Origin of the sequence: Mucilaginibacter sp. NFX135, from assembly GCF_048565145.1 — a bacterium.
GTDB lineage: Bacteria > Bacteroidota > Bacteroidia > Sphingobacteriales > Sphingobacteriaceae > Mucilaginibacter.
Map to the genome: position 1 here is coordinate 4,700,219 of NZ_CP183412.1, position 26,143 is coordinate 4,726,361.

The window sequence follows — 26,143 nt, forward strand, 5'->3', positions numbered from 1 at the left end:
TATTATGCCTATTACTTTAAATTTGTACCCTACGCTCTTTATCGGTTTTACTGGCTAAATTGAATGGCATCAAGCCTAAGGAAAATAAAAAAGCCCTGCTCTTTAAAGCAGGGCTTTTTTATAATATTATAATTTAACTCAAAAACTGATGTTTATAGGATTAGGATCCCAGGTTGTACTTATAGTTGGCTGAAAAGAATTACCTGTACTTGGTGTGCCGAAAAAGTTACCACTATATATTACCTTGTGGTTATTTTGCACAATATTATTATTAAATACTTTTTGCGAAATAATATTCCCCTTTGCATCTTGGCAAGTAAAAACAATAGGAAATATTACACCGGTATATGGTGTAAGATAAGTGAATTTAAAATTCGGCTTATTTTTAGCGCTATCGGGAATAGCTACTCCTCCAAAGGGGGGGCTGTATAGTTGAAAATTGCCACGCCAAATATAACCGGAGGACAACGAATAAGCTGAATATTCCTGAGCACTGGTTAAAGTAATGGCATAAGCGTTGGCTGGAATATTATCTTGAATATTCAATTCTATTTCGCCCACAATACGTTCCAATTGAACGCTCTGACTAATGTCGGTATGTTGTACATTAACAGTAAAAACTTTAGCAAAGGTATCCTTCCATAATTTATAGGTGTACTCTATCTCCCCTTCGTCCACAAAACGATAAGCGTAACCATACGAGAGAGAGCCATCGTATACAGCGCATCCTTGCTGCCCGGCGTAAATACCTATATAATATTTGCCGGTGGCTAAGGTATCTTTAATTGCTCCGGTCACGTATGTTTTCGCATTGTACGTTTTCACTTTAATTTGCTTCCCGGTAGAGTCATATACCGCATAACCAATAGTTTGAAACATGGATCTTATTGACCCTGTATCTGACACAACACTGTTTACACTTAATTTATTGCTACTCCCTACTATTTGCTGAGAAAACGCGCTTAAATTAAAGCTAATAACATGCTTTTTTTCATCGGTTACGGGTTGCAGATCTTTTGAGTGATCCTTTTTGCATGAAAATAACACCGTAATAACAAAGAATAATATATAAGAGTTTATCTTTTTCATATCCGTACTAATAAAACTAAAAATTTATGAGCTGATCATTCCCCCAATCCGGATCAAACGATATTTGAAAGCCGGCATTTTGATTTGTAATCGAGGTAAATTGAAATAACTTCCCTGTTAATATGGTGATCTTGTTTCGCACACACGTTACATTATTGATAATTATGGGCGCAGCGGTAATTGATTTACCATATCGGGTTACTGTAATACTAAATGGCCTTACTGTGTTAAAGTAGTTAACAGCAAACACAAAATTTGACATCCCTTTTTCTGCTGCTGTAAAAACATGGGTAAAAATCCTCGGTGACAAATTATCTGTAAAAGTTCCGTCTATGGATGTATACACACCATCAAAACTGCTAAACTTAAATTTAATACTATCCAAAACTGCCGGGACAATATCTGTTGCTTTAATTTGAACCTGGGCATTAAGCCTGTCTAACGTGATCGGTAGGCTAATATTGGAATTACTTACTGTTAAAGGGATGCTTTTATAAAATAAACCACTATATAATAAACTACCGGTAAAACCATATGTGCCAGTTGATTGGCTACCAATAAAATAAGTTGCATTGGCTATGAATACGACATTGTAAGTACCGGGGGCAAAACCATCACTAATATTACCGAAATTTGATGTTGTGGTATCCTGGTTTATTTGTCGTACCAATTGGTTAGAGCTATCATATACCAGGTAACGCAGATTCTTTATATATTTTTTAAAGGTATCCGCGGCGCTGTTAACCCGCAATTTGTTAGCGCTTGCGGTGGCCTTTACCACATCGCTTACCGTAAAATTAACGGTGTATTTTTGTCCGGTAGGATTTGTTTCTTTGGAATGATCTTTTTTACAGGAAAAAAGAAAAACAAAACCTACCAGTATCAGGAGTAGATATTTTTTCATTAGCTTGAGATTTACTTAATTATGATAGCATAGGGAACTATCTTACAAGAAGTTACACTGCCTAAAGTTAAGACTTCTCAGGGCTAAACCAAAATAATAAAATGTTAAAAAATCATTTCTTTTAAAACAAGAAAGGCGGTAAATTACCGCCTTTTCTTGTTTTTCTTTTTTATTATGCTTCAAATTTGTAGCCTACACCTTTAACGGTAGCTACGCAATCATCACCCAATTTTTCACGCAGTTTGCGAATATGCACATCGATGGTACGATTAGTAACCACAACAGAGTCTTCCCAGATATTTTTCAGAATCACTTCACGGGTATATACTTTACCTGGTTTTGATGCTAACAGATAAAGCAATTCGAATTCTTTTTTGGCTAAAACCACCTTAACCCCATCTTTATAAACCAAATATGCTTCGCGATCGATAACCAGGTTACCAATTTCCAATTTATTGTCAGGAGTATCCTCAGCAGGAGCATTGCGGCGCAAAATAGCATTGATACGGCTTACCAAAGCACGAGGCTTTATTGGTTTGGCTATATAATCATCGGCGCCTACGTTAAAACCGGCAATTTCAGAATATTCTTCGCTGCGGGCAGTTAAAAACACCATAAAGGTATTTTTAAACTCAGGCATGGTACGCATAATGCGACAAGCCTCGATGCCATCCATTTTCGGCATCATGATATCCAGTACGATAAGATCAGGCAGTGATTTTTTTGCTTCAGCAACGGCTTCCTGTCCGTTGCGGGCCAAAAACACCTGATAACCTTCTTTTTTCAGATTATATTCAATCAGTTCTAAAATGTCGGGTTCATCATCAACAATAAGTATTTTCTGTTTTGAAGAGTTGCTCATGGCACGTTAAATTTTTTGTATAAAAGTATACGCTTTACAAAAGCTAAAAGTTAAGTCAATATTAACAAATTGTTAAAGGTTACCTTATATTAACGATTTATTGAGGCTTACTAAATGTTTTGTTTAAAAAAGCTTCAAGATCGGCGCCTGTAATGTTCTTTGCAACTATATTTCCCTGTGGATCAATGATAAAATTTGACGGGATAGCCTCTATATGGTAAAGAGCTTCTGTTGGGCCCTCAAATCCTTTCAGATCTGATCCGTGTGCCCAGGTTAGTTTATCATCATCAATAGCCTTTTTCCAGGCACCGGTCTCTTTATCCAATGATATACCCAGGATGTTAAACCCTCTTGATTTAAAGGTGTTGTATTGTTTTACCACGTTCGGGTTTTCCTGGCGGCACGGCATACACCATGAAGCCCAAAAGTCTATCATTACATACTTACCCTTATAATCAGATAGTTTTACAGGTTTGCCATCAATACCACCGGTTGTAAAATCCGGTGCTTTATGACCAACAGAAACAGGTTTTACCCTTTCCATTTGCTTGATGAATTGCTGAACACCCGGATTATCCTGAAAACTACCTTTAATCTCATCGGCATAAGCTACCAGTTGTGGTTCGTATTTAAATACATCTAATGAAGTAGCCGCGTAAAAACCAGCCAGCGACTTTTTGTTATCGTTTACAAATTTGAGCACGGCAGCGCCGTAGTCGGCCATATTTTTTTGAAATACGGGCATATATACTTTAAGCAATGAATCTGATTGCTTGCCCAGGGCCTGTGATTTTTCCTGATATTCGGCAACCACCTTATTGTTTTTTTCGCCGTATAAATTACTGATCTTGTTAAATTCTTTGATCTTGTCAGAATCGTCAGAGCCTGTAATTGTATAAGAATGAGTATTATCTTTCAGATCGGTACTAAAATCTATCTCATCGCCGTTTTTAGCGATCAAATCATAAATGGCATCACCTACGCGCAATTTATACAGGTTGGCATAAGGCGCCTGGTGCTTAAACTGAAATTTACCATCCTCGCTCAGTGTGGTTGAATCAACCACCTTTACCTGTGAACTATCAGCCTCCGATAAATAAATTACCTTTAGCGTTGACGGGTTTTTAACAGCACCTGAAATGGTAAATGCGTCTTTGTTTTTACATGAAAACAAAAAAATGGTCAGTAAAAATATGCCTGATGCAATACTGCGGTTTTTCATTTTTATTTTGATTTGAAAATTCGGCCTCACCCTGCCCTCTCCAAATGAGGGGGTTCAAAAGCAATTTAAAGTCCTCTCCTTTGGAGAGGGTTTAGGTGTGGCTTTATTTTGATTCTAATTCTTTTATCAACAGCTGGTTTGTTTTCTGCGGATCGATCTTGCCTTTGGAGCTTTTCATGATCTCGCCCATAAACAAGCCTAAAACGCCCTTTTTTCCTTTCTGGTATTCCTTAACCTTATCCGGGTATTTGGCAATTGCATCGCGTATAAAGCGACTCACATCATCGGTATCCGTGCTGATCAACAAGTTAAGTTCCTTCGCCAGATCATCGGGAGTTCTGACCGGTTCTTTAATCATGGCGGGGAATAATTTGTGCGAAGCTACAGAATTATTTATCACGCCACTGTCAACAAGCTTAATGAGGCCAGCCAGATGCCTGGCTGTAACGCCAAAGTTACCAATGGTGACATTATGATCGTTCAAATACGATTTCACGGCTCCCATAAGCCAGTTGGCCGCTGCTTTATAATGATCAGTATACTTAATCAACTCTTCAAAATACAGCGCAAGATCGCGCTCAGCGGTTATTACCGAAGCATCGTAAGCCGAAAGACCCAGTTCTTCGACATATTTATGGTACAATTGATTTGGTAATGCAGGCAAACTCTTCCGGATGTTTTCCAGGTATTGTTCGGTTAGTTTTAGAGGCGGCAAGTCGGGCTCCGGGAAATAACGGTAATCATTAGCCATTTCTTTTGAGCGCAGAACAGATGTTTCGCCGGTGTCTGCATTAAAATTTAAGGTATTCTGATCGATATGACCACCTTGTTCAATGATGTTTACCTGGCGGACAAATTCATGTTCAATAGCACGCTGTACGTTGCGTATGGAGTTTAGATTTTTCACTTCGCAACGGTTACCATATTCGGTTGCGCCATGCAATCTTACGGAAATATTGGCGTCGCAGCGCATACTGCCCTCTTCCATATTTCCATCGCAAATATCAAGATAACGGAGTATTTTACGGGTTTCGGTCAAAAACTGACCGGCCTCTTCGGCACTCCGGATATCGGGTTGTGTTACAATCTCAATCAAGGGTACACCTGCCCGGTTCAAATCGATCAATGAATCGGCGTGGTGCTGATCGTGCATACTTTTACCTGCATCCTCCTCCATGTGAATATGGTGAATGGCGATATCTTTTTGTTTACCCTCAGCTAACCTTACGGGCACATATCCGCCCAAACAAACCGGCGCCTGATCCTGTGTGATCTGGTAGCCTTTGGGCAAATCGGCATAGAAATAATTTTTACGGGCAAAGCTGTTATTTAAATTGATAGTGCAATTACAGGCAAGGCCCATTTTTACGGCGTACTCCACCGCTCTCTTATTCAGGAACGGTAATGTGCCCGGATGCCCTAATGATACGGCGCTGATGTGATGGTTAGGTTCGGCACCAAAGGCTGCAGAATCGGCCGAGAATGCTTTACTTAAAGTGGATAGCTGAGCATGTACCTCGAGGCCTACAACCAACTCATACTTGTCACTTATCCCGTTTGCAAGAACTGTCATAAAATAAAAATTCAGCTATAAATTTTACTGATGTAAGGTCAAATATATAAAAGTTAATACAGTATAAAACATCATTTAACTTTTAAACAATGTGTGCCATATATATTACGCATGCCGTGGCAGCTGTATTATTTAGTAAAACTATTGATTTTGTATAGTTTAAAGGGGGTATCCCCTAAACTTTTTTTAATATCTAAAAATCCACTATTGAAAACATCCTGAACACGATGCAATTATGTCATCAAAAAGTTTAAAAAATAGAAAGTATAAACCAAGCCAATTACTGGCTTGTTAAAGCGTAGCCAGCCACTTGCTAAGTAAAGTATAAAACGTTTTTTATATGGAAACTGAGAAATTGACCAAACTTGTATTTAAAAAAGCAGGCGACGATGATTTTTTCAAGGAACTGCATAAAGAAGTTCAAACCAATATCCTCATTAATAAAAACATCCAGAGCCGTATTATTTACAAGTCCATTTTTTTAATAGCTCTTTACTTTGCCTTTTACGGTTGCATACTGGTATGGGGCAACGATATCCAGTTGCTTTTCCTGTTTTATATTTTAACCGGGCTAACCATGATACTGGTATTTTTTAACGCCTTTCATGATGCCGTGCACGGCGCCGTTTTTAGTACCCGGACCAGCAACGAAAAGTTGAGCTGTATATTGGAACTTTTTGGCAGCAACAGTTTTATCTGGAAAAAACGCCATCTGTTGTTGCATCATCCCTACCCTAATATGCAGCAATGGGATATTGATGTGAAGCAAAGCGATGTTGTACGTATTTTCCCAGAGAGCAAATGGTTTCAGTTTCACCGCTATCAGCATATTTATATGTGGTTCCTATACTTTTTTTATACCCTGAATTGGCTGCTGATACGTGATTTTAAAGATTTCTTTGGATCGAAGGATAACTACGTGAAACGGATAATTACTATTCCTAAAATTGAATACATTAAACTGTTTACGGCTAAAATTTGCTACCTGTTTATGATGATAGGCTTGCCGGTACTGGTATTAGCACAACCCGCCATCAACATAATAACTGCCTTTTTGGTGATGCACTTTATTGCCAGTGCCTTTGGGGTAACGGCACTGCTCTCTACCCATGCAGATGAGGACGCCGAATTTCCGATGCCACCCGAAGATGGCGTGATCAACACCACCTGGGCCATGTACCAGATCAGCAAAACCAAGGATTTTAGTACCCACAACTCAGTGGCCAATTTTCTATTTGGTGGTTTTAACCATCATGTAGCGCACCATTTATTCCCGGCAGTAGCACATACTTATTACCCGTACATCACCCCTATCATCAGGAGATATGCACAGGAGTACCGGTTAAATTACCGGTCGTACCCGCTTGTTGACGCCCTACGATCACACTTTGCGCTGCTTAAAAAGAATGGGAGTGCCGAAAATCTTTTTGTAACCGGCGATCTGTAAAAAAATTTAATGCGGCTTAAACCTTTGGGATATTAGGTCGTCTATGAATAAAAACAAGCATTTATATCCCCAATATATATTAACAATTAAAAGACCGTCTATTACGCGGTCTTTTTTTGTTTGGCACTATTCGGAGGCGCATGTGATGCGCCTCTACAATAAAATCATGGTAGAGACATATCACATGTGTCTTTTTTATCCTATAAAACTTTTAGCCTTAGCCAATGCAGCATCCAACCCGCTGGCATCACTGCCACCCGCGGTAGCAAAGAAGGGCTGACCACCGCCGCCTCCTTTAATCTCTTTGGCGAGTTCCCGAACAATATTGCCGGCATTCAAACCTTTTTCTTTGACCAGGTTTTCGGCTATCATCACGGTAAGACTTGGTTTACCATCAAAATCGGCAGCCAGTACCAGGAACAGATCCGTTACGATATCTTTTAGCTGATAAGCCAGGTTTTTAACCGCTTCAGCATTAGGCAGGGCTACTTTTTGAGCAATGAAATTGATACCGTTGACGGCCTCCACCTTTTGTACCAGTTCGTTCTTTAGTCCTGATGATTTTTCCAGGATCGATTTTTCGATCTCCTTTTTCAGCTTAGCGTTCTCGTCCAACAGGCTTTCTACGCTTTTGGCCAGGTCCTTTGGGTTTTTAAGCAACTCTTTTAACTGGTCTATCAGCTGGTTTTGGTTGGTAATATACACCTCGGCAGCTACCCCGGTGATGGCCTCAATACGGCGTACCCCAGCAGCTACGGCGCTTTCGGCAACTATTTTAAAGAAACCTATCTGCCCGGTAGCTTTTACGTGCGTACCACCACAAAGCTCCTTGCTAAAGTTATCGTCGAATGTGATCACACGTACATATTCGCCATACTTTTCACCAAACAGTGCGGTTACACCGCTTTGGATAGCCTCCGCATATAGTACACTGCGTTCTTCTTTTAAAGGGATATTCTCGCGTACCTTTTGGTTTACGATGGCTTCTATCTGTGCCAGTTCCTCATCAGTTACTTTGGCAAAATGCGAAAAGTCGAAGCGCAGATAATCGGCATTTACCAATGAACCTTTTTGATTCACATGGCTGCCCAAAACCTGTTTCATAGCGGCGTGCAGCAGGTGTGTAGCGGAGTGGTTACTATTAGTTTGACTGCGCAAGGCCGGATCAACAATAGCGGTTAAAGCATCGTCAATATCTTCGGGCAGCTGATCTACAAAATGTACGATCAGGCCGTTTTCCTTTTTGGTATCGGTTACTTTTACAATTTCACCATCCGGGAAAACCAGCTCACCACGGTCGCCCACCTGGCCGCCACTTTCGGCATAGAAAGGTGTTTTATCCAGTACAATCTGGAATTGTTCTTTACCCTTTGCGGTTACCTTGCGGTATTTTACTACGTGGGCAATGGTTTCGGTTTCATCATAACCGGTAAACTCCACGCTGTCATTATCTTTTAACACTACCCAATCGCCGGTATCAATGGCGGTTGCAGCACGGGAACGGGATTTTTGTTGGAGCATACTTATGTCAAACCCATAATTGTCCAATCCATATCCATTCTCTCTTAAAATCAATTCAGTTAAATCTTTGGGAAATCCATAGGTATCATATAAATCAAATCCAATATTACCTGGTAATTCACTCGTATACTTTTTCAGTACTGAAAAAGCATCTTCGTAGTCAACTCTTCCGCTCAGTAAGTCCTTTAGCGTGAAAAAGTTAAATCCACCTTGCATCGGTGATTTAATTATATAGTTAATATCAGGGTCGTATGTATTAGGATTAGGAATCACATCAGCAATATGCCTTGCCAAATTTAATACTACCTGATTTACTTCACCATTATCATATTTTACAATTGCATTAATATCAAAATTAACCCAATTTCTCTTATAATGTTTGTCTAAGAATTCTTGAACTTCATTCAAATAATCAACATATTCATTGATAATATTAATTCCTTTACCCAATGTCCTCAAAAAAGATACTTCCTCCTCCAAAACCACCTTCTGCACAAAATCTTTCTGACTATATAAATTATCAAACACCCCTTTAAACTGTTCAGCCAGTAAAGGAACCAGTTGATTAAAGAACGGTTCTTTGAAACCTAAAGTTTGATAGCTATAACGAACTGCTCTACGCAAAATCCTACGGATCACATAACCCGCCTTATTACTGGCTGGCAGCTGTCCATCGGCAATGGCAAAGCTAATGGCACGGATATGATCAGCCAGTACACGCATGGCTACGGCTTCGTTCCAATCGGTATCACCGGGTTTGGCTTTGCTGTTATATGTTTTTTTACTCTTTTCAGCAATAAACTGGATCATCGGCTGAAAAACATCTGTATCATAGTTGGAGGTTTTACCTTGCAGCACACGTACCAGGCGCTCGAAGCCCATACCGGTATCCACATGTTTGGCCGGCAACGGCTGCAGTGCACCACCTTTTAAGCGGTTAAACTGCATGAATACAATGTTCCAGATCTCAATTACCTGGTCATGATCGGCATTTACGAGGGTTGCGCCGTCAACTTCGGCGCGCTCGCTATCCGGGCGGCTGTCATAATGGATCTCTGAACATGGTCCGCACGGACCTGTTTCGCCCATTTCCCAAAAATTGTCTTTTTTATTACCCCGCAGGATATGGTCTTCCGCAACCAGGGCTTTCCAAAGTTCATGGCTTTCGGTATCTTTTTCCAGGCCCTCCTTGTCGTCGCCTTCAAAATAGGTGATGTAGAGGCGGTCTTTAGGCAGTTTATAAACTTCGGTTAACAGCTCCCAGCCCCAGGCAATGGCCTCTTTTTTAAAATAGTTGCCAAAGCTCCAGTTGCCGAGCATCTCGAACATGGTATGATGATAGGTATCAATACCCACCTCTTCCAAATCGTTATGTTTGCCGGATACGCGCAGGCAGCGTTGCGTGTCGGCCACACGAGGCGCTTTGGCGGGTGCTTCGCCTAAAAATATATCTTTAAACTGGTTCATCCCCGCGTTGGTGAACATGAGGGTGGGGTCGTTTTTTATTATAATAGGTGCAGAAGGCACAATAATATGCCCTTTGGAAACAAAAAAATCAAGAAAAGCCTGTCGTACTTCGGTAGCTGTCATAGTTTGCAAATGTAATTATTAGTCCGGAAGTCGGAAAGTCCGGAAGCCCGAAAGTAAAAAGATGGGGATTAGTTAAGGAATACTTACCAATAAAACCACCTCCAAAAAACTTTTTAAACCTTAAATTTTAACATTTTTCTGCTCAGAAACGGGCTAAAAACAGCTCAAAATCATTCGAAAAAATCTCACTTTAACACTTTTTAACAAATTTCAATACCATTTCGAGTGATTTTTAAAACTTTAAAAAGTATTATTTAATTGCCTGTCAAAAAGCTACATGCAAAACGGTCGTTTTCTGTTCTGTTTTTCCTTTAACAAAACAGCCCGGTTTTCTTTTTGATCAGGAAAACCGGGCTGTTGTATATACAAATATACGCAATATTAAATACAATACCTACTCAATCTATGGCAGTCGCTCGGCTCCTGCTGAGTGACTTCTATCACCCGGCCTCCGGCCGCAGTTGAAAGTCAAGTCTGCATTCGCAGGCCAGAGGCCCGGAAATAATCGTCACTCGGCTGGAGCTCACAAGTGTTGGGAAGAGATAAAATAAGAGCAGGATACAAGGTTAGGCTAAAGCCAATAACTGTATCCTTGCAGTCCGTTGGTTAAAACCAACGGCAAATGAAGATAATTAACTGTTTTTTATTCATTGCCGTCCCATTTATGGGACGGATAATAGCTATATTTCCTGGCTTTAGCCCCAAAACAGTCTTTCCAACACCTGTGGGCTGGAGCTGAGCGACTGCGGAAATAATCAGTTTACTTTAATGAACTCAGATCCAGTTTCTTTAAAAAATCCTGTAGCTCTGAAAGGCTGTAGCCTTCGCCTTGTAAAGTAACCGCATAGCGCTCTTTGTATATAAACTTAAGGGAAGAGCTCACTCCCGAGGCGCTTTTGGTATCTTCTGTAGAATAACGCACGCCATCTGCCTCGATGTTTTTGGCTACGGTACCATTTGATTCTGATTCTGATTGCATGCTTAAGCCCATAGCCAATAAACTAACCACAGCGCTGCCCGATTCGCCGGCACCATCTAAAATACTTACATGGATGGTTTTGTTATCTTCTTTTGAATATTCCGCTTCTGCAGCAACAATATCGGCCACGGTGCCGCCCGCGCTATAGCTTTTTCTTTTAAAATCGCCAATATTTTCTGGCACCACCGCTTTCAGTTCTTCGGTAGTTGCCGGTGTCAGCTTTTTAAGTTTCTCGGTCTGGTCTTTTAGTTTTTCGCCCGATTTTGCAAATTTATCCAGGTTGCTGGCGCCTTCTACTAATTTACCAAGGCCCGATTTTTCTTCATTTTCTTTTTTAGAGGAATTACCACAGGAGGTCAGCGCGAAAAGCAATGCTACGGCTAAAATTGTTTTATTGATCATAAGGATTAGATTTAAATGTTCAAACTTAATAAATTCCCGATAATAAGTATTTAAAATTTTGACGCTGTCGCTATTTTGCGTATTTCCCGAAGTCCTGTACTTGAGGATAATACGGATGGCCGACTTGTGCTTTTCACGGCCTATATTTTTACGAAATCATAAATCCAAAATAAAATTTATCTTTGCATATGCCTTATAAAGACCGCGAAATAAGCAAGATGTATTACACCATGGGCGAGGTATCGGCCATGTTTGATGTGAACCAATCGCTTATACGTTTCTATGAAAAGGAATTCGATATCCTGCAGCCCAAAAAGAACAAAAAAGGGAACCGCTATTTTACCCCCGAGGATATCGAAAATTTCAAGATCATCTTTCACCTTATCCGTGATAAAGGCTACACCCTCAATGGCGCCAAAGAGCACCTGAAGCATAACATGAGCGATACCAAAGAGAACCAACGTGTGATTGATTCGCTCGAAAATATCAAAAAATTCTTGCTCGAAGTAAGGGACGAACTGTAGAGTGGATATGAGATGTTAGATATGAGATTTGAGATACCCTTTATCATTCTTAATCGACATTATATATCCTGTCTCAAATCTCATATCTAACATCTCATATCTAAATGCATAAAGGCGAAATCCCGGTTGTTATTCTGCTTGTACCTTTTTTATTGGGATTGGCTGTTGGGATGCAGCTGATCTCGGCAGCTTATTTGCCTATCCTTGCCATTGCTTTTATCTGTTTGTCCATCGTATTTATCGCGTTGAATTTAAACTATCAACGCCTGGTCATTTACAAAGCGCGTTGGATTGGTGGTTTATTAATGGGTATGATATTGTTTTCGGCCGGATGGATCAGTGTCATCAGTTATAATGAGCTGAACAACCGGCAGCATTTTTCAAAAATACAGGCGCAATTCCTGGCGGTGAGTATCAATAACGAACCACAGTTCAAAAATGGACTGGTACGGTTTACGGCTACCCTTCGGCAAAGCATCAACCACCGGCAAACCGCTGATGCCAACGGCACACTACTCCTTACCCTGAAAGACAGCGATGCCATAGCCCTGCAATACGGTGATGAACTGCTGGTACCCGCCTCCTACACCCCTGTCGACCCACCTTTTAACCCGGCCGAGTTTAATTATAAAAAATACCTGGCCCATCAAAATATCTATTATCAGGTGTTTTTATTTCCGGGCCAGTACAAATTGCTAAAGCATGATACAGGCAATCCTTTTATTGCCTACGCCTTAAAGCTGCGGCAACAAATGGTGGTGTTATTCAGGCAAAAGCTGCATGACCCCAACGCCATAGCTGTAGCATCCACCCTGATACTGGGTTACAAAGCCGATTTGAGTAATGATGTTTTACAGGCATACTCCAAAACAGGCACCATCCATGTACTATCGGTATCGGGTGCGCATGTGGCTATTATTTATCTTTTAATGCACTGGATGCTGAGTTTTTTAAACCGCTATAAATATGGCAGGCTTTTAAAAATGACCATCATGATATTGCTGATAAGCTATTATGCCATGTTAACCGGCTTTTCGCCCGCGGTTTGCCGGGCGGCTGTCATGATCAGTATGATCATTATAGGCCAAACTTTTACACGGCATATCAATATGTTGAACATCCTGGCTATATCTGCCCTGTTACTATTACTGTACAATCCGTTTTTTATAACCGACGTGGGCTTTCAGCTTTCCTACCTTTCTGTGGTCGGTTTAATTGTATTGCAGCCGGTGGTATATGCCTGGTTCAAATTCAAAAACAAATGGGCCGATAAACTTTGGGCGCTGTGTTCGGTATCTATAGCCGCACAGGTAATCACTTTTCCGTTAAGCGCTTATTATTTTCACCAGTTCCCGGTTTATTTTTTGCTGAGCAACCTGCTCATTATTATCCCCACCATGGTTATTATGTATAGTGGTATAGCCTATCTGCTGTTGGCCTGGGTTCCCGGACTGTCGACTGCGCTTGCATGGGTGTTGGAAAAATCAATACTGCTGATGAATAAAGCGTTGAGCATTATTGAACACGCGCCTTTTGCCAGCATTAATAAAATATGGTTTACCACAGCCGAATACTTGCTTACTTATGCTTTGATCATCAGTCTGTTTTATTTTTTGCATGATAAAAAATCCTGGCTGCTTAAATTGAGCATGGCTTGCCTGTTTTTGCTCTGTGTAAGCATCAGCGTAAAAAGATATCGTGCTGATAACAGTAGTTCTGTGGCTTTTTTGAACCTGCGCAAAAATACCGGCATGGTTTTTAAAAACGGCGATAAGGCTGTTGTGCTCACCAACCTTGCCGATACAGACAAAAACTACAAATACTCCATTCAGCCGTACCTGGACAGCTGCAAAATAAGTCACGCCGACCTGTATCCTTTTGACCAAAGCATCAGCAAAAAATACCTGAAAAAGCAAGGAGGGTTTATCCAGTTCAATAACAAAAAGATTATGGTATTTAACAGGCAAACACCCAGTTTACAGCTTCCCGAGAAATTAAAAACCGATTATTTATACATCACCGGTAATCCATATATCGATCTTAACATCATCATCAAGAATTATGATTATCAAACACTTGTAATTGACGGCAGCAATAGCGGCAAACTTATTGACCAGCTTGAGCAACAGGCAAGAGCAATGCATATAAATTATAGTGTATTAAAGCGTAACATTTCGTTAATTGCCGTATCTAACTGAAAAAATTAAACCAAGTACTAATAAATTTGTCTTTTAATCAAAAACAGGTAAATTGGTATAAATCAAACAAAAACTATGAATATTAAATTTTTTAATGTTGCCCTGGGCCTGGCTCTTACCGCAACAGCCATGAGCGCCAGCGCGCAGAAAAAATACACCGAGGGTACCGTTAACTTCACTACCAATATGAGGGGTCAGGAAGTTAATGCAAAAGGATATTTCCGTGCCGACTCCAACGCGTTTACCTTTACTGCAGGTCCTGCTACTATAAAAATCTTAACTGATGCCGGCGGCAAATCAATGGCCATATTGGTAGATGTACCGGTTGCCAGCATTAAAAAAGCAGCCATTGCCACGCCAGATGAGGTAGATCAGGCTCAGGCAGATATGCCAACCTTTACTTTTGCGCCAAGCACCGAAACTAAACAGATCTCGGGTTTTAACTGCAAAAAAGTAGTAGCTACAGATTCAAAAACTAAAAAAACCTATGATATCTGGATCACCAATGATGTGGTTGTTCCAATAACCGGTATTGCAAAATACTACAGGGAAATAGGTGGCTTCCCGGTTCAATATACCTCATTTAGCCAGGGCCAAAGCACCGATGTTACTGTTAAAAGCATCGTTGACGAAAAAGCGCCGGCTGGTACATTCGGTATTCCGGCTGATTTTGAAAAGATATCTCTGGATGATCTGAAAGCCATGAGCGGCGGCAGATAAAAATTAGTATCAAGTAGTTAGTATCAAGTATCAAGACTTTTTGCTGGCTTGATAACAAGTATCATACTTAGAGGTCTTGATACTTGATACTATCTACTTAATACCTTCCCCACTTCACTAACAATTCATTAAAGGTTTCTTAACATTGGGGTTAAAGTACTACTTTTGTCCCCTTTATGTTAAGAAACCTTTTTAGTATAATCAGATTTTTCATATTCTGGCTGCTGTTCTTCGTGATCACGCGGTTTACGTTTGAATTATACTTTTTTTATAAAGTTCGCGGCGCCAGTTTCGGCGAGATCCTGCAGACATTTTTTTATGGCTTTAGGCTCGATGCTTCAGCTACAGCCTATATATGCGCCATCCCTTTGCTGGTATTTATAGTTAACTGGTGCGTTCCGTCATGGCATATCAAACCTGTCTGGCTTAAAATTTATGTGGGGATCATCCTGTTCTGCATTTCCTTAAATACAATACTCAATTTTAATATTTTCAGGGAATGGGGCACCAAAGTTACTTTCAGGGTATTTAGCTCGTTTTATCATGCCCCTTCCGAGGCGCTGGCATCCTCGGGTTCATCGCCGGTGGGTAAGTGTATCCTGATAGGCGTACTATTGCTAAGTTCAGGCGCCTTGTTATCCAGATACATTATTGACTATAAGTTCAGGAAGCCCGTGGCCAAACCGGGGCTTAAAATAGGGTTGATATGCTTGCTGGTGTTTGTTAACTTTTTGTTTATGCGGGGTGGCCTGCAAACAGAGCCCATCAACCAAAACGCAGCCTATTTTTCTGACAAGGAGATCCTGAACCAGTCGGCGCTAAATACCGAGTGGAACCTGTTCAATAACATATTCGAAAATTTCAGGAAGCCCTACAACCCTTATGTGTTCATGGAGCCTGCCGATGCACAGAAACTGGTGCATGATGCCTATACGGCAATGTCCGACTCATCATTAAAAATCCTGACTACCGACAGGCCTAACGTGGTGATCATCCAGCTGGAAAGCTATACGGCAAGCATTATTGAGTCATTAGGTGGCGACAAAGGTGTAGCGCCCAACTTTGAGAAATTCATTCAACAGGGCGTCCTTTTTAACCATATCTATTCCTCGGCCGATCGTACAGATAAAGGCATCATATCTATTATGAGCGGTTTTCCATCACAGGCTATCCGTACCATTATAGCCGATACACTAAAACAACGGAAATTACCCGCCCTATCCGTAGTGTTTAAAAACGCGGGATACTATACCTCCTATTTTTATGGGGGAAAAAGCAGTTACATGGATTTTAATATCTTCATGAACAGCCATGCGATAGACCAGATCACTGATGAACATAATTTTGCACCAGCACAGGTACAAACTAAGTGGGGTGTTTATGATGATGTACTGCTCAGCAAACATTTGCAATTCGCACAGCAACAAAAACAACCCTTCTTTTCGTACCTGCAAACATCCACCAATCATGAGCCCTTTGTATTGCCGGTAAAAGCGCATTTTCCTGCTGATGAGGATGGTGATGCCAGCAATCAATTCAGGAGCACGGCGTACTTTACCGACTCCTGCCTTAATGCCTATTTGGGGCAGGCTAAAAAACAAGCCTGGTATAAAAATACCCTGTTTATACTGGTGGCCGATCATGGGCACCGCCTGCCCCGCAATATTGCCGAGGCTTATGATCCGGTTAAATACCATATTCCGCTATTGTTTTTTGGCGACGTGATCAAACCCGAATACCGGGGTAAAAAGATCAATAAATTAGGCGGACAAACCGACATTGCCGCTACACTAATGGCCCAACTGGGTATGCCGCATGATCAATTTACCTGGTCGAAAGATCTGCTGAATCCGGGCAGTAAAGATTTTGCCTTTTTTACCTGGGATAACGGTTTTGGGTTTATGACGCCACAGCAAAGCATCTCCTATGATAACTCGGGCAGGAGGATAGTTTATAAGGGCAATAAAAACGCGGGTGAAGCGGTTACAAATAAAACCTTACAGCAGGGTAAAGCTTTCCTGCAATTGGTTTATACGGAGTATATGAGTTATTGACCGTTGATTTTTTTGATTACATTGATTTCGCTGATTAAAAATCCCTTGTCATTCTGAGCGCAGCGAAGAATCTGTTATACTACATGCTTGTTGAAGAAGATTCTTCACTCCGTTCAGAATGACAGGACGGGTGTTTTTTTGACTTTTTACTTTTGAATTTTGACTTATTTCAAAGAAATACCCAGCTGCTCCACCCATTGATTAAATAAACGGGTTTCAAAGGCAACAGCTTTGTTGGCGTGGCGTTCCCAATCGGGTGAGAATTTGTGCAGCTGGTTCAGCATTTCTTCCAGGTGGCCTTCCTCTTCCAGAATGATGGACTTTACGTTTACCTTGCTGCCGGCCTCGTCGAGCGCGTCCTGATAAATGGGATACAGTTCATCGGCACGTACTTCAATAGCATAAGTAACCAACAGGTAGGCTGCAAAACGCAGTTCGCTGCCGCTTAAACCCAGCTCCTTTTTCAGGTAACGGCATACGTCTACATCCAGTTGGTTCAGGTAGTATTTGCTTGAACCGGGAGCCAGCAGGTATTCTGTGGCATAGGTTGGCAGTTCTACCCCTGTTTTTTCGAGCTGTTTTTTGAGGTAAAAAGCATGACGGTGCTCTTCGGCGGCGTGTTTGAGTATGATATAAGTAACGGTATGCGGGTCTTCGCTGGCCGATATTTTACGTGCGCCGGTGTTTTCCATCAGCGACAGCGTATTTAACCAGCGGGAGTGCAATTCGTTATCAGCAATTATTTGGGGTAGTAATGTATTCAGCATAGTTATATTTCTTCAAGTGCCTGCTCAATTTTGCTGTAAACATAACCGAGTTCGGCATCAGTAATGCAATATGGGGGTAAAATATAAATAACATTGCCCAGCGGGCGTAATATAATACCTTCGGCCAAAAAGTAGTGATACAATTTATCGCGCAGCGAACTAAAATATGAGGTATTGTCGCCGGTTTCCCATTCCATGGCTATAATGGTACCAGTTTGTCTAATGGTTTTTATTTTAGGATGATGCTTTATTTTGGCGGCAAAAGCGGCGTGTGATACTTCGATGCGCTGCATATTTGCCGCCGTAGCCGGTTCCAGGAAAAGATCAAGACTGGCCAGCGCAGCTGCGATAGCAACCGGGTTAGCGGTAAAGGAATGCCCGTGAAACAAAGTTTTCAACTTATCATCAGATAAAAAAGCGTCGTAGATCTTCTGGGTACAGGTGGTTAAGCCAAGCGCCATGGTACCGCCCGTAAGCCCTTTGGAGAAACACATAATATCTGGCTGCACCTGCACATGATCGCAGGCAAAACGTTTGCCAGTGCGGCCAAAACCAGTAAATACCTCATCATCTATCATCAGCACGTTCTCCTGTTTACAATGGGCCATGAGTTGGTTCAGATATTCGGCCTCATACATGATCATACCGGCAGATCCCTGCACCAGGGGCTCAAAGATAAAACAGGCCAGTTGGGATTTGAGATCTGAGATCTGAGATTTGAGATCTTCTATATTATCCTTGTTGGGCAGATCGATAAATTCTACCACGAACAGCAAACTGTCAAACGCGGCCGTGAACGCGCTGCGGCCGCTTACAGCCATCGCGCCAAATGTATCGCCGTGGTAAGCATTTTTAAAAGCTACTATTTTTGTTCGCTGATCGCCTTTGTTGAGCCAGTATTGCAGGCACATTTTGATGGCCACCTCAATAGCAGTGGATCCGTTATCGGAATAAAATACTTTTTGCTGATTATTGGGTAAAATAGCCAGCAATCTTTCGGCCAGTTCAACGGCGCCTTCGTGGGTAAAGCCGGCAAATATCACGTGCTCCAGCTTATGCAGCTGCTCTGATACTTTTTGGGCGATATATGGATGCGCATGCCCGTGGATGTTTACCCACCAGGATGATACCGCATCGATATATTTTTTGCCCGCTTCATCAAACAGACCGGCCCCTTCTCCCCTTACTATACCTATCGGCGGCGCGGCGGTTTTCATTTGGGTGTAGGGATGCCATATTACTTTAAGGTCGCGTTCGGTAAGGTTCATAATTCGTTCTGTAAAAGTTCAACCACACGTTTATCTGTCGGAAATTCAAAGTCGGCTACACTCAGCGCGGTAAGCGGCACCCATCTGAAAGCTTGTAACACCTCTCCATCCCCTTCAAAATCAAAGGCGATGGTTTTTATATTAAGATTAACCGGCGTGATACTTTTTACCATATAATATACACTGATGATCTGCGAATTATTAAAGGCCGATTTTACAGCAAAATCTGTCGTATAAAAATGACTGACAACTTCTATCTCCAGATTGCACTCCTCCATAAATTCGCGTTTAAGGCCATCAATCAGGCCCTCACCAAGCTCAAGCCCCCCGCCGGGAAATTTTGAAAAACGCATGCCATACTCCTGTTCATCACTAATCAGTAACTCGTCATTATCATTAAGCAGCAGGCCATAAACCCTTACATTAAAATATTCCATTATTCAAAATGCTTTTTGTTACGTACTACCTTATCCATTGTCCAGGCAATAACCTCGGTTTGCGGTTCAGACCGTATAGGGCAATTAGGCATGCTGCAATAGTGGCAACAATCAGGAACACACGGATCGGAATGGATAAACAGCTCCGTTTTAATGCCCACTTCCTTATTGATCATCTTATCAACCAAGGATACTTCGGCATGGGCTTTGTTCAGATCAAAGTAGTTGGGCAGGGTCATGTGACAATCGATATGCAATTCGTTGCCATATTTCTGAGCGCGAAGGTTGTGTACATCTATCCAGGCTTCGCGTCGTTTTTCGCTTAATACGTTAATAATGTCAGTTACCACCTGAAAATCGGCCTCGTCCATTAAACCCGCTACCGATTTACGGATGAGCTTATAACTACTATATATAATGTATAAAGCCACCAGGATGGATAAACCACTATCAAGCCACAGGATACCGGTAAACCTGATGAGCATTAAACCTGCCACCAGGCCAATACTGGTTACCATATCTGCTATCAGGTGGCGACCATCAGCATCCAATGTAATGGAACGTAACGACTTACCTTTTTGGATCATATAATAACCCAGCGCCCCGTTTACAAGTCCAGTAGCGCCAATAATGGCAGCACCGGTAAGCAGGTCATGGATATGGCTTGGATACAATAAACTGTAAACAGATTTGATGATAATAATAACACCCGCTATACCAATGAGCGCGCCTTCAATAAAAACGGAGAAGAACTCCACTTTACCGTGCCCGTAGGGATGGTTCTCATCCCGGGGTTGTGATGAAAGGTAGATGCTAAAGAAGGCGAAAGCGCTGGCAATTACGTTTACAATGCTTTCGGCGGCATCGGTAAGCACAAAATTAGATGCTGTTAAAAAATATGCTCCAAACTTCGCCAGCATGAGCACAATGCCTGTAATCAGCGAAATTAGTATGATCCTTTTTTGTTCTTTCAAGGCATTCTTTATTAAGCGACAAATTTATAAATAACAAGCGTAAGTAGCAGTAAAGTTATTTTCTATATTTGCCGCGATAACATAATTTATATGAGCGCATTAAGTACCCGGATCAATAACTTGTCCGAATCTGCAACAATTAAGATGGCCAAATTAGGCCGCGAACTTGCCGCTAAAGGTGTCGACGTGATCAGCCTTAGCTTTGGCGAACCTGACTTTCATACCCCTGAGCACATCAAGGAGGCAGCGAAGCAGGCCATGGATAAAAACTTTACCTACTACACTCCCGTGTCTGGTTACCCCGACCTGCGCAAGGCTGTAGTTGCCAAGCTGAAGAACGAAAACAACCTTGATTATGATTTCAGCCAGATTGTAGTATCAACCGGTGCCAAACAAGCTATTGCCAACACCGTACTGTGTTTGGTAAATCCGGGCGAAGAGGTGATCATCCCTACGCCTTACTGGGTATCTTACTCAGAAGTGGTAAAACTGGCCGAAGGTAAAAGCGTGTTTATTAATACTACTGTTGAACAAAACTTCAAAATAACTCCTGAGCAGTTAGAAGCAGCTATTACGCCAAATACCAAGCTGTTCATGTTCTCTTCTCCTTGTAACCCTACCGGTAGTGTTTACAGCAAAGATGAATTGGAAGGACTGGCCAAAGTATTTGAAAAACATCCGCATGTATATATCCTGAGCGATGAGATCTATGAGCATATCAACTTTATTGATAAACATGAGTCAATAGCGCAGTTTGATTATATTAAAGATCGTGTAGTGATCATCAACGGTTGGTCAAAAGCTTTTGCCATGACCGGCTGGAGAATCGGTTATACCGCCTCAAACTCAGAAATTGCTGCCGCCTGTGATAAAATGCAGGGCCAGATCACTTCAGGAACCTGCTCCATTACCCAGCGTGCCGGCGTAGCTGCCTACGAAGGTGGATTAGAATCGGTACTGGAGATGCGCGCTGCTTTCAAAAAACGCCGCGATATTGTTTATAAATTACTGAGTGAGGTAGAAGGTGTTCGGGTTAACCTGCCCGATGGCGCGTTTTACTTTTTCCCAAACGTTACTTCTTTCTTTGGCAAAAGCTATAATGGCCGTACCATTAAAGATGCCGACGACCTGAGCATTTACCTGCTGGAAGAAGGCCATGTAGCCACTGTAGGCGGCGATTCATTCGGTGACCCGTCATCTATCCGCATCTCTTATGCAGCAGCAGAAGATAAGCTGATAGAAGCCGTGCGCCGGATCAAGGAAGCATTAGGTAAATTAGTCTGAACCGGAATTCTTCGAATTATTGAATTTTTCGAATTTAAATTCTGGCAATTCCTAAATTCGAAAAATTCAGGTTCAGACAAAAGAAAAGCCCCTCAGCAAATGCTGAGGGGCTTTTTGTTTAAATGGCTGTTGTAAAATTACAACCCAAATCCGTAAGCTATACGTAAACCAACGGTACCATAGTTATTACTCTGGCCCGAATAGTTTTCATAACGTACACCCACATCCCATGATTTAGACGCATAGCCTAAACCTGGGGCAAGAATAAGCTTGGTGTTTTTGGAGCCATCAGCATTGGCATAAAAATCTTTGGTTTCAAAACCGGCACCTACTTCAGCACCAAAATATAAATTATTGGTAAAAAAGGCTTTTATACCAGCTTTAACAGGCACCATACCTAAAGATGGGTATTTTACATCTGTACCGTCTCCGATTTTTTTACCGAAGAAGTTGTAGTAACCTGATGTAAGCGTTAATGCCAGGTTGTCGGCAATACCGTATTGCAAACGTGCTGTACCACCTATACCAACATTTGAGATATCATGTAAGTTACCTGTTGGCAACAGGCCTTCAACACCTATACCAAAACGCAAAGCGTCTTTTGGTACTGTCTGGGCTTTTACATTTGTTCCGATAAATATAGCAAGGGCAGTAAACGCTCCGGCTATAATTTTTGTCATTGTTTTCATAATTGTGTTTTTTAGTACTAACTCTACAATATTTTTATTGTATTAACACCATCTTAACAAATACTTTGCCACTATCATCAGTTTTGCATGCCGATAGTTAGTCCTTCATGATTACTTCATGATACCAAACAGACTTTAATCATCTTTAATAACTGATTATCAATACATTTTACTCACGAATAGTAAATAGTTACAAATCTTAATTTTAAACTAAAAAAACATAGATCCAAGATCACACCTCAGCTATTTAAGTGTCGGTAAAAGCTGAATTTTTGTTTAGTTTTATTAAACACAGTCAAAATAAGGGCTGTCAGTCTGAGCTTGTTGAAGACTCGCGGGCAGAGGCCGCACCACTATACTTCGACAGCATCCAGCATAACATCCCATTTATCTCAAAACAAAAAAGGAGAGGCATTGCCTCTCCTTTTTTATCCCTTAACGAAAAATATTAAACCTCGGGTTCATGCCCCTTGTGCGGATCGTAGTTTTTTTCCAGCTCTGCCAGTTTTTCTTTACCATAGGCAAACCTGGTGATGATAAAAAATAATACCGGTACAATGAATATAGCCAAAGAAGTGGCCGCAAGCATACCGCCAAATACTGTCCATCCAATGGTTTGGCGAGCTACCGCACCTGCACCTGTGGCAAATAATAAAGGCGCTACGCCCAGTATAAATGCCAGCGATGTCATGATGATAGGCCTTAACCTTAGTCGTACAGCTTCCAATGTGGCTTTCTCCAATTCCATACCGCTATCCACACGTTCTTTGGCAAATTCCACAATCAGGATGGCGTTTTTGGCGGCCAAACCTATCAGCGTAATCAAACCTATCTGCGCGTAAACATTATTATCCAGCTTGGAGTGGAACGTTAAGAATAGGATAGCCCCAAACGCACCCAGCGGTACCGCCAGCAATACCGAGAACGGTACCGACCAGCTCTCATACAAGGCTGCCAGGAACAGGAATACAAATCCTATTGACAGCATGAAGATATAAATGGTTTTTGAGCCTGATATTTTTTCTTCCCGGCTAAGGCCCGAAAATTCATAACCATACCCTTGTGGCAGTGATTTAGCCGCAACCTCTTCCAACGCTTTTAAGGCATCGCCGCTACTATATCCGGGCTTGGCGGTACCGTCAATTTCGGCCGATCTGAACAGGTTATAATGCGATATTAACGGTGCGTTCTCAATTATTTTATACGTTGTAAGCGTGCTTAGCGGCACCATGGTACCCGCTTGATTACGCACAAAATACTGGCCTATATTTTGAATATTAGTACGATAGTTGGTATCGGCCTGTGCCAGCACCCGGAAAGTTCGGCCATACAATGTCAAATCGTTGATATAAGAGCTGCCCATGTACGTTTGCAGTGCCGCATTTACATCAGATAGTTGAACACCAAGTCTTTTTACCTTTTCCCTGTCGATAGTTAACTGGTATGCAGGTGTACGTGCAGTAAAAAATGAGTAAGCGCTGCCTATTTCAGGTCGTTTATTAACCTCGGCGGTAAAATTCTGGAGTACCCTTTCAAAGTTTTTGATATCTCCTCCGGCCTGCTTTTCTTCCAATATAAAGGAAAAACCGGCAGAGTTACCCAAGCCAGGTATAGCAGGCGGCCTGATCACCAATGTACCCGCTCCTTTATATTTGGCCAGTTGTTTTTGTATTACACCCACTAATTCCTCCGAGTCTTTCTTGCGTTCGTCCCAGGGTTTCAGCTGTACAAATATGGTGGCGCTGTTTGATTTAGTAGCAAAAGTGATTACGTTTAATCCGCCCAAAGCCGCATAATGTCCTATTTCAGGTATACTGTCAAGGGATTTCATCATCATGTGCAGCGTATTTACCGTTCTTTCCGTTGAAGATGCTTCGGGCAAGTCATAGGTGATATAAATACGTCCTTCATCCTCTGTTGGAATAAAGCCACTTGGTTTATGGCCGAACAACAATATAGTGCCTATGATAATACATACCAGTATAATAACAATAAATTTAGAGTTCTTGATACTTTTATCAACTCCATTTCGATACCTGTTGGTAACGCGTTCAAACCAAGCGTTAAATTTGAAAAAGAATTTGTCAAGTCCTTTTGATTCCTGATCAAGCTTATGTGGTCGTAATATCAATGTACATAATGCAGGGGTTAAGGAAAGCGCAACAAATGCCGATATCAATACTGATATAGCGATGGTAATGGCAAATTGCTGATAAAGCCGTCCTACAATGCCCGGTATAAAGCCTACCGGTACAAACACCGCAGCCAATATTAATGCGATGGCAATAACCGGCGCCGATATATCGCGCATGGCATGTATGGTGGCTTCTTTAGGCGACATGCCCTCCTCATCCATATAATGTTGTACAGCTTCCACTACCACAATGGCATCATCTACTACGATACCTATTGCCAGCACAAAACCGAATAAGGTAAGCGTGTTAATAGTGAATCCCAAAGGGATAAAGAAGATAAACGTACCAATAATAGATACCGGGATAGCCAATACAGGTATAAGCGTAGTACGCCAGCTTTGTAAAAACAGGAATACCACCACAATTACCAATACCAGTGCTATAACTAACGTTTCAATAACCTCATGTACAGATACCTTTACAACTGATACGGATTCAAATGGCACAACATATTCAATATCCGCAGGAAACGATTTCTTGAGTTGTTCCATTATGGCGTACACATTATCTGCGGTTTCAAGGGCGTTACTGTTTGGCGCCTGGTAAACCAGCAGATAGGAAGCACGTTTTCCGTCGACAAATGAATTTCCTGAATAGTTAAACTTGCCCAGCTCAACACGGGCCACATCTTTAAGATGTACCAAAGCCCCGTTATTGGGTTGGGTACGTACAATGATATTTTCAAATTCGGCCTGGCTGCTTAAACGCCCCTTAACCAAAACGGTATATTCAAATGGCTGACCTTTTTCTTGCGGTGTTGCACCAACTGAACCGGCCGCAACCTGCGCGTTCTGCTCGGCCAGTGCAGCGGTTACATCACCCGCGGTAAGACCAAGGGCAGCCAGCTTATCAGGCTTTAGCCAGATACGCATGCTAAAATCATCAGCACGGGTAAATACGTCGCCCACCCCCTTGGCACGTAAAAGTGCGTCACGAACAAAAACGTTGGTATAGTTGTCAACAAAAGTCACATTATGTGTGCCATTGGGCGAATACATGGCCACCAGCATTAAAATACTTGGGTTACGTTTCCGCACGGTTAAACCGAGGCGCTGCACCTCCTGCGGCAATGTTGGTGTAGCAATACCAACACGGTTTTGCACATCAAGAGCGGCTATATTAATATCGGTACCAATTTCAAAGTTAACAGTCATGCTCATGGCACCGTTGCTGGTACTGTTACTTTGCAGGTAGGTCATGCCTGGCGTTCCGTTCACCTGTACTTCTACAGGGGTAGCTACCGTTTGTTCCACTGTTAACGCGTCGGCACCGGTATAGGTACCGGTAATATTAACCGTTGGTGGTGTAATTTCCGGATACTGACCAATAGCCAGCGTGCTTATTGCCAGGATACCAACAATTACTATCACTAAGGATATAACTATAGCTGTAACTGGTCTTCGTATAAAGGTATCTGCTATCATTCTTGTTATTTTTTTATAAA

The 26,143-nt window shown here is 41.7% G+C and carries 19 protein-coding genes; 6 read left to right on the forward strand and 13 right to left on the reverse strand.

Annotated elements, in window-relative coordinates; genetic code table 11:
- Positions 1-138: 138 nt before the first annotated feature.
- The 5 genes from ACNURT_RS19585 to gatB all read right to left on the reverse strand — a co-directional run bounded on the left by ACNURT_RS19585 (position 139) and on the right by gatB (position 5,650).
- Complete coding sequence (locus ACNURT_RS19585; protein WP_419699160.1) at positions 139-1,089, reverse strand: hypothetical protein; 951 nt, start codon at positions 1,087-1,089, stop codon at positions 139-141.
- Between the two features lie 16 nt (positions 1,090-1,105).
- Positions 1,106-1,993: a FimB/Mfa2 family fimbrial subunit gene (locus tag ACNURT_RS19590; protein WP_419699161.1), complete on the reverse strand. Its 888-nt coding sequence runs from the start codon at positions 1,991-1,993 to the stop codon at positions 1,106-1,108.
- Between the two features lie 172 nt (positions 1,994-2,165).
- Positions 2,166-2,855, reverse strand: coding sequence for a response regulator transcription factor (locus ACNURT_RS19595; RefSeq protein WP_076373414.1), 690 nt, complete (start codon positions 2,853-2,855; stop codon positions 2,166-2,168).
- A gap of 97 nt (positions 2,856-2,952) precedes the next feature.
- The gene (locus ACNURT_RS19600; protein WP_419699162.1) at positions 2,953-4,077 is read right to left on the reverse strand and encodes a redoxin domain-containing protein; all 1,125 of its coding nucleotides are present in this window, start codon (positions 4,075-4,077) and stop codon (positions 2,953-2,955) included.
- Positions 4,078-4,180: 103 nt separating this feature from the next.
- On the reverse strand, positions 4,181-5,650 hold the full coding sequence (gene gatB, locus ACNURT_RS19605; RefSeq protein ID WP_419699163.1) for an Asp-tRNA(Asn)/Glu-tRNA(Gln) amidotransferase subunit GatB: 1,470 nt from the start codon (positions 5,648-5,650) through the stop codon (positions 4,181-4,183).
- 340 nt (positions 5,651-5,990) lie between these two features.
- Between gatB and ACNURT_RS19610 the strand changes: the two genes are divergently transcribed.
- Positions 5,991-7,097, forward strand: a complete 1,107-nt coding sequence (locus tag ACNURT_RS19610; RefSeq protein ID WP_419699164.1) for a fatty acid desaturase family protein — start codon at positions 5,991-5,993, stop codon at positions 7,095-7,097.
- Between the two features lie 195 nt (positions 7,098-7,292).
- Here the strand turns inward: ACNURT_RS19610 and alaS are convergent, their stop codons facing one another.
- The gene (gene alaS, locus ACNURT_RS19615) at positions 7,293-10,208 is read right to left on the reverse strand and encodes an alanine--tRNA ligase (RefSeq protein WP_419699165.1); all 2,916 of its coding nucleotides are present in this window, start codon (positions 10,206-10,208) and stop codon (positions 7,293-7,295) included.
- A 760-nt stretch (positions 10,209-10,968) separates the two neighbouring features.
- Positions 10,969-11,589, reverse strand: coding sequence for a hypothetical protein (locus tag ACNURT_RS19620; RefSeq protein ID WP_370998844.1), 621 nt, complete (start codon positions 11,587-11,589; stop codon positions 10,969-10,971).
- A gap of 188 nt (positions 11,590-11,777) precedes the next feature.
- On the opposite strand from ACNURT_RS19620, the gene ACNURT_RS19625 reads away from it, so the two are divergent.
- The 4 genes from ACNURT_RS19625 (at position 11,778) to ACNURT_RS19640 (ending at position 17,085) form a co-directional block, all read left to right on the forward strand.
- Positions 11,778-12,113, forward strand: coding sequence for a MerR family transcriptional regulator (locus ACNURT_RS19625; protein WP_172335200.1), 336 nt, complete (start codon positions 11,778-11,780; stop codon positions 12,111-12,113).
- Between the two features lie 104 nt (positions 12,114-12,217).
- A complete protein-coding gene (locus ACNURT_RS19630; RefSeq protein WP_419699166.1) occupies positions 12,218-14,311 on the forward strand; it encodes a ComEC/Rec2 family competence protein in 2,094 nt (697 codons plus the stop codon).
- Positions 14,312-14,386: 75 nt separating this feature from the next.
- Positions 14,387-15,031, forward strand: coding sequence for a hypothetical protein (locus tag ACNURT_RS19635; RefSeq protein WP_370998849.1), 645 nt, complete (start codon positions 14,387-14,389; stop codon positions 15,029-15,031).
- 176 nt (positions 15,032-15,207) lie between these two features.
- The gene (locus ACNURT_RS19640; protein ID WP_419699167.1) at positions 15,208-17,085 is read left to right on the forward strand and encodes an LTA synthase family protein; all 1,878 of its coding nucleotides are present in this window, start codon (positions 15,208-15,210) and stop codon (positions 17,083-17,085) included.
- Between the two features lie 164 nt (positions 17,086-17,249).
- On the opposite strand, the gene ACNURT_RS19645 is transcribed toward ACNURT_RS19640, so the two are convergent.
- From ACNURT_RS19645 to ACNURT_RS19660, 4 genes are read right to left on the reverse strand one after another with little or no spacing between them, the layout of a single operon-like run.
- Positions 17,250-17,852 carry a hypothetical protein gene (locus ACNURT_RS19645; protein WP_419699168.1) on the reverse strand — a complete coding sequence of 201 codons (603 nt, stop codon included), beginning with the start codon at positions 17,850-17,852 and terminating at the stop codon, positions 17,250-17,252.
- A gap of 2 nt (positions 17,853-17,854) precedes the next feature.
- Positions 17,855-19,120, reverse strand: a complete 1,266-nt coding sequence (gene bioA, locus ACNURT_RS19650; RefSeq protein ID WP_419699169.1) for an adenosylmethionine--8-amino-7-oxononanoate transaminase — start codon at positions 19,118-19,120, stop codon at positions 17,855-17,857.
- Entirely contained in the window at positions 19,117-19,557 is a 441-nt protein-coding gene (locus tag ACNURT_RS19655) for an NUDIX domain-containing protein (protein ID WP_419699170.1), read from the reverse strand. The genes bioA and ACNURT_RS19655 overlap by 4 nt, the downstream gene beginning before the upstream one ends.
- Positions 19,557-20,531, reverse strand: a complete 975-nt coding sequence (locus tag ACNURT_RS19660) for a cation diffusion facilitator family transporter (RefSeq protein ID WP_419699171.1) — start codon at positions 20,529-20,531, stop codon at positions 19,557-19,559. The genes ACNURT_RS19655 and ACNURT_RS19660 overlap by 1 nt, the downstream gene beginning before the upstream one ends.
- A 90-nt stretch (positions 20,532-20,621) precedes the next feature.
- On the opposite strand from ACNURT_RS19660, the gene ACNURT_RS19665 reads away from it, so the two are divergent.
- Positions 20,622-21,815, forward strand: coding sequence for a pyridoxal phosphate-dependent aminotransferase (locus ACNURT_RS19665; RefSeq protein WP_419699172.1), 1,194 nt, complete (start codon positions 20,622-20,624; stop codon positions 21,813-21,815).
- Positions 21,816-21,952: 137 nt separating this feature from the next.
- Here ACNURT_RS19665 and ACNURT_RS19670 read toward each other — a convergent pair whose 3' ends face one another.
- Together ACNURT_RS19670 and ACNURT_RS19675 are read right to left on the reverse strand one after the other, a co-directional pair.
- Positions 21,953-22,504: a hypothetical protein gene (locus tag ACNURT_RS19670; protein WP_419699173.1), complete on the reverse strand. Its 552-nt coding sequence runs from the start codon at positions 22,502-22,504 to the stop codon at positions 21,953-21,955.
- Between the two features lie 448 nt (positions 22,505-22,952).
- Positions 22,953-26,123 (reverse strand): efflux RND transporter permease subunit, encoded by a 3,171-nt coding sequence (locus ACNURT_RS19675; protein WP_419699174.1) that lies wholly within the window; start codon positions 26,121-26,123, stop codon positions 22,953-22,955.
- Between the last annotated feature and the right edge of the window lie 20 nt (positions 26,124-26,143).

Coding starts and splice junctions, on each gene's coding strand:
- ACNURT_RS19665 (WP_419699172.1), top strand. CDS start 20,622: ATGAGCGCATTAAGTACCCGGATCAATAACTTGTCCGAATCTGCAACA.
- ACNURT_RS19645 (WP_419699168.1), bottom strand. CDS start 17,852: ATGCTGAATACATTACTACCCCAAATAATTGCTGATAACGAATTGCAC.
- bioA (WP_419699169.1), bottom strand. CDS start 19,120: ATGAACCTTACCGAACGCGACCTTAAAGTAATATGGCATCCCTACACC.
- ACNURT_RS19600 (WP_419699162.1), bottom strand. CDS start 4,077: ATGAAAAACCGCAGTATTGCATCAGGCATATTTTTACTGACCATTTTT.
- ACNURT_RS19675 (WP_419699174.1), bottom strand. CDS start 26,123: ATGATAGCAGATACCTTTATACGAAGACCAGTTACAGCTATAGTTATA.
- gatB (WP_419699163.1), bottom strand. CDS start 5,650: ATGACAGTTCTTGCAAACGGGATAAGTGACAAGTATGAGTTGGTTGTA.
- ACNURT_RS19625 (WP_172335200.1), top strand. CDS start 11,778: ATGCCTTATAAAGACCGCGAAATAAGCAAGATGTATTACACCATGGGC.
- ACNURT_RS19610 (WP_419699164.1), top strand. CDS start 5,991: ATGGAAACTGAGAAATTGACCAAACTTGTATTTAAAAAAGCAGGCGAC.
- ACNURT_RS19620 (WP_370998844.1), bottom strand. CDS start 11,589: ATGATCAATAAAACAATTTTAGCCGTAGCATTGCTTTTCGCGCTGACC.
- ACNURT_RS19595 (WP_076373414.1), bottom strand. CDS start 2,855: ATGAGCAACTCTTCAAAACAGAAAATACTTATTGTTGATGATGAACCC.
- ACNURT_RS19635 (WP_370998849.1), top strand. CDS start 14,387: ATGAATATTAAATTTTTTAATGTTGCCCTGGGCCTGGCTCTTACCGCA.
- ACNURT_RS19585 (WP_419699160.1), bottom strand. CDS start 1,089: ATGAAAAAGATAAACTCTTATATATTATTCTTTGTTATTACGGTGTTA.
- ACNURT_RS19670 (WP_419699173.1), bottom strand. CDS start 22,504: ATGAAAACAATGACAAAAATTATAGCCGGAGCGTTTACTGCCCTTGCT.
- ACNURT_RS19630 (WP_419699166.1), top strand. CDS start 12,218: ATGCATAAAGGCGAAATCCCGGTTGTTATTCTGCTTGTACCTTTTTTA.
- ACNURT_RS19590 (WP_419699161.1), bottom strand. CDS start 1,993: ATGAAAAAATATCTACTCCTGATACTGGTAGGTTTTGTTTTTCTTTTT.
- ACNURT_RS19640 (WP_419699167.1), top strand. CDS start 15,208: ATGTTAAGAAACCTTTTTAGTATAATCAGATTTTTCATATTCTGGCTG.
- alaS (WP_419699165.1), bottom strand. CDS start 10,208: ATGACAGCTACCGAAGTACGACAGGCTTTTCTTGATTTTTTTGTTTCC.
- ACNURT_RS19655 (WP_419699170.1), bottom strand. CDS start 19,557: ATGGAATATTTTAATGTAAGGGTTTATGGCCTGCTGCTTAATGATAAT.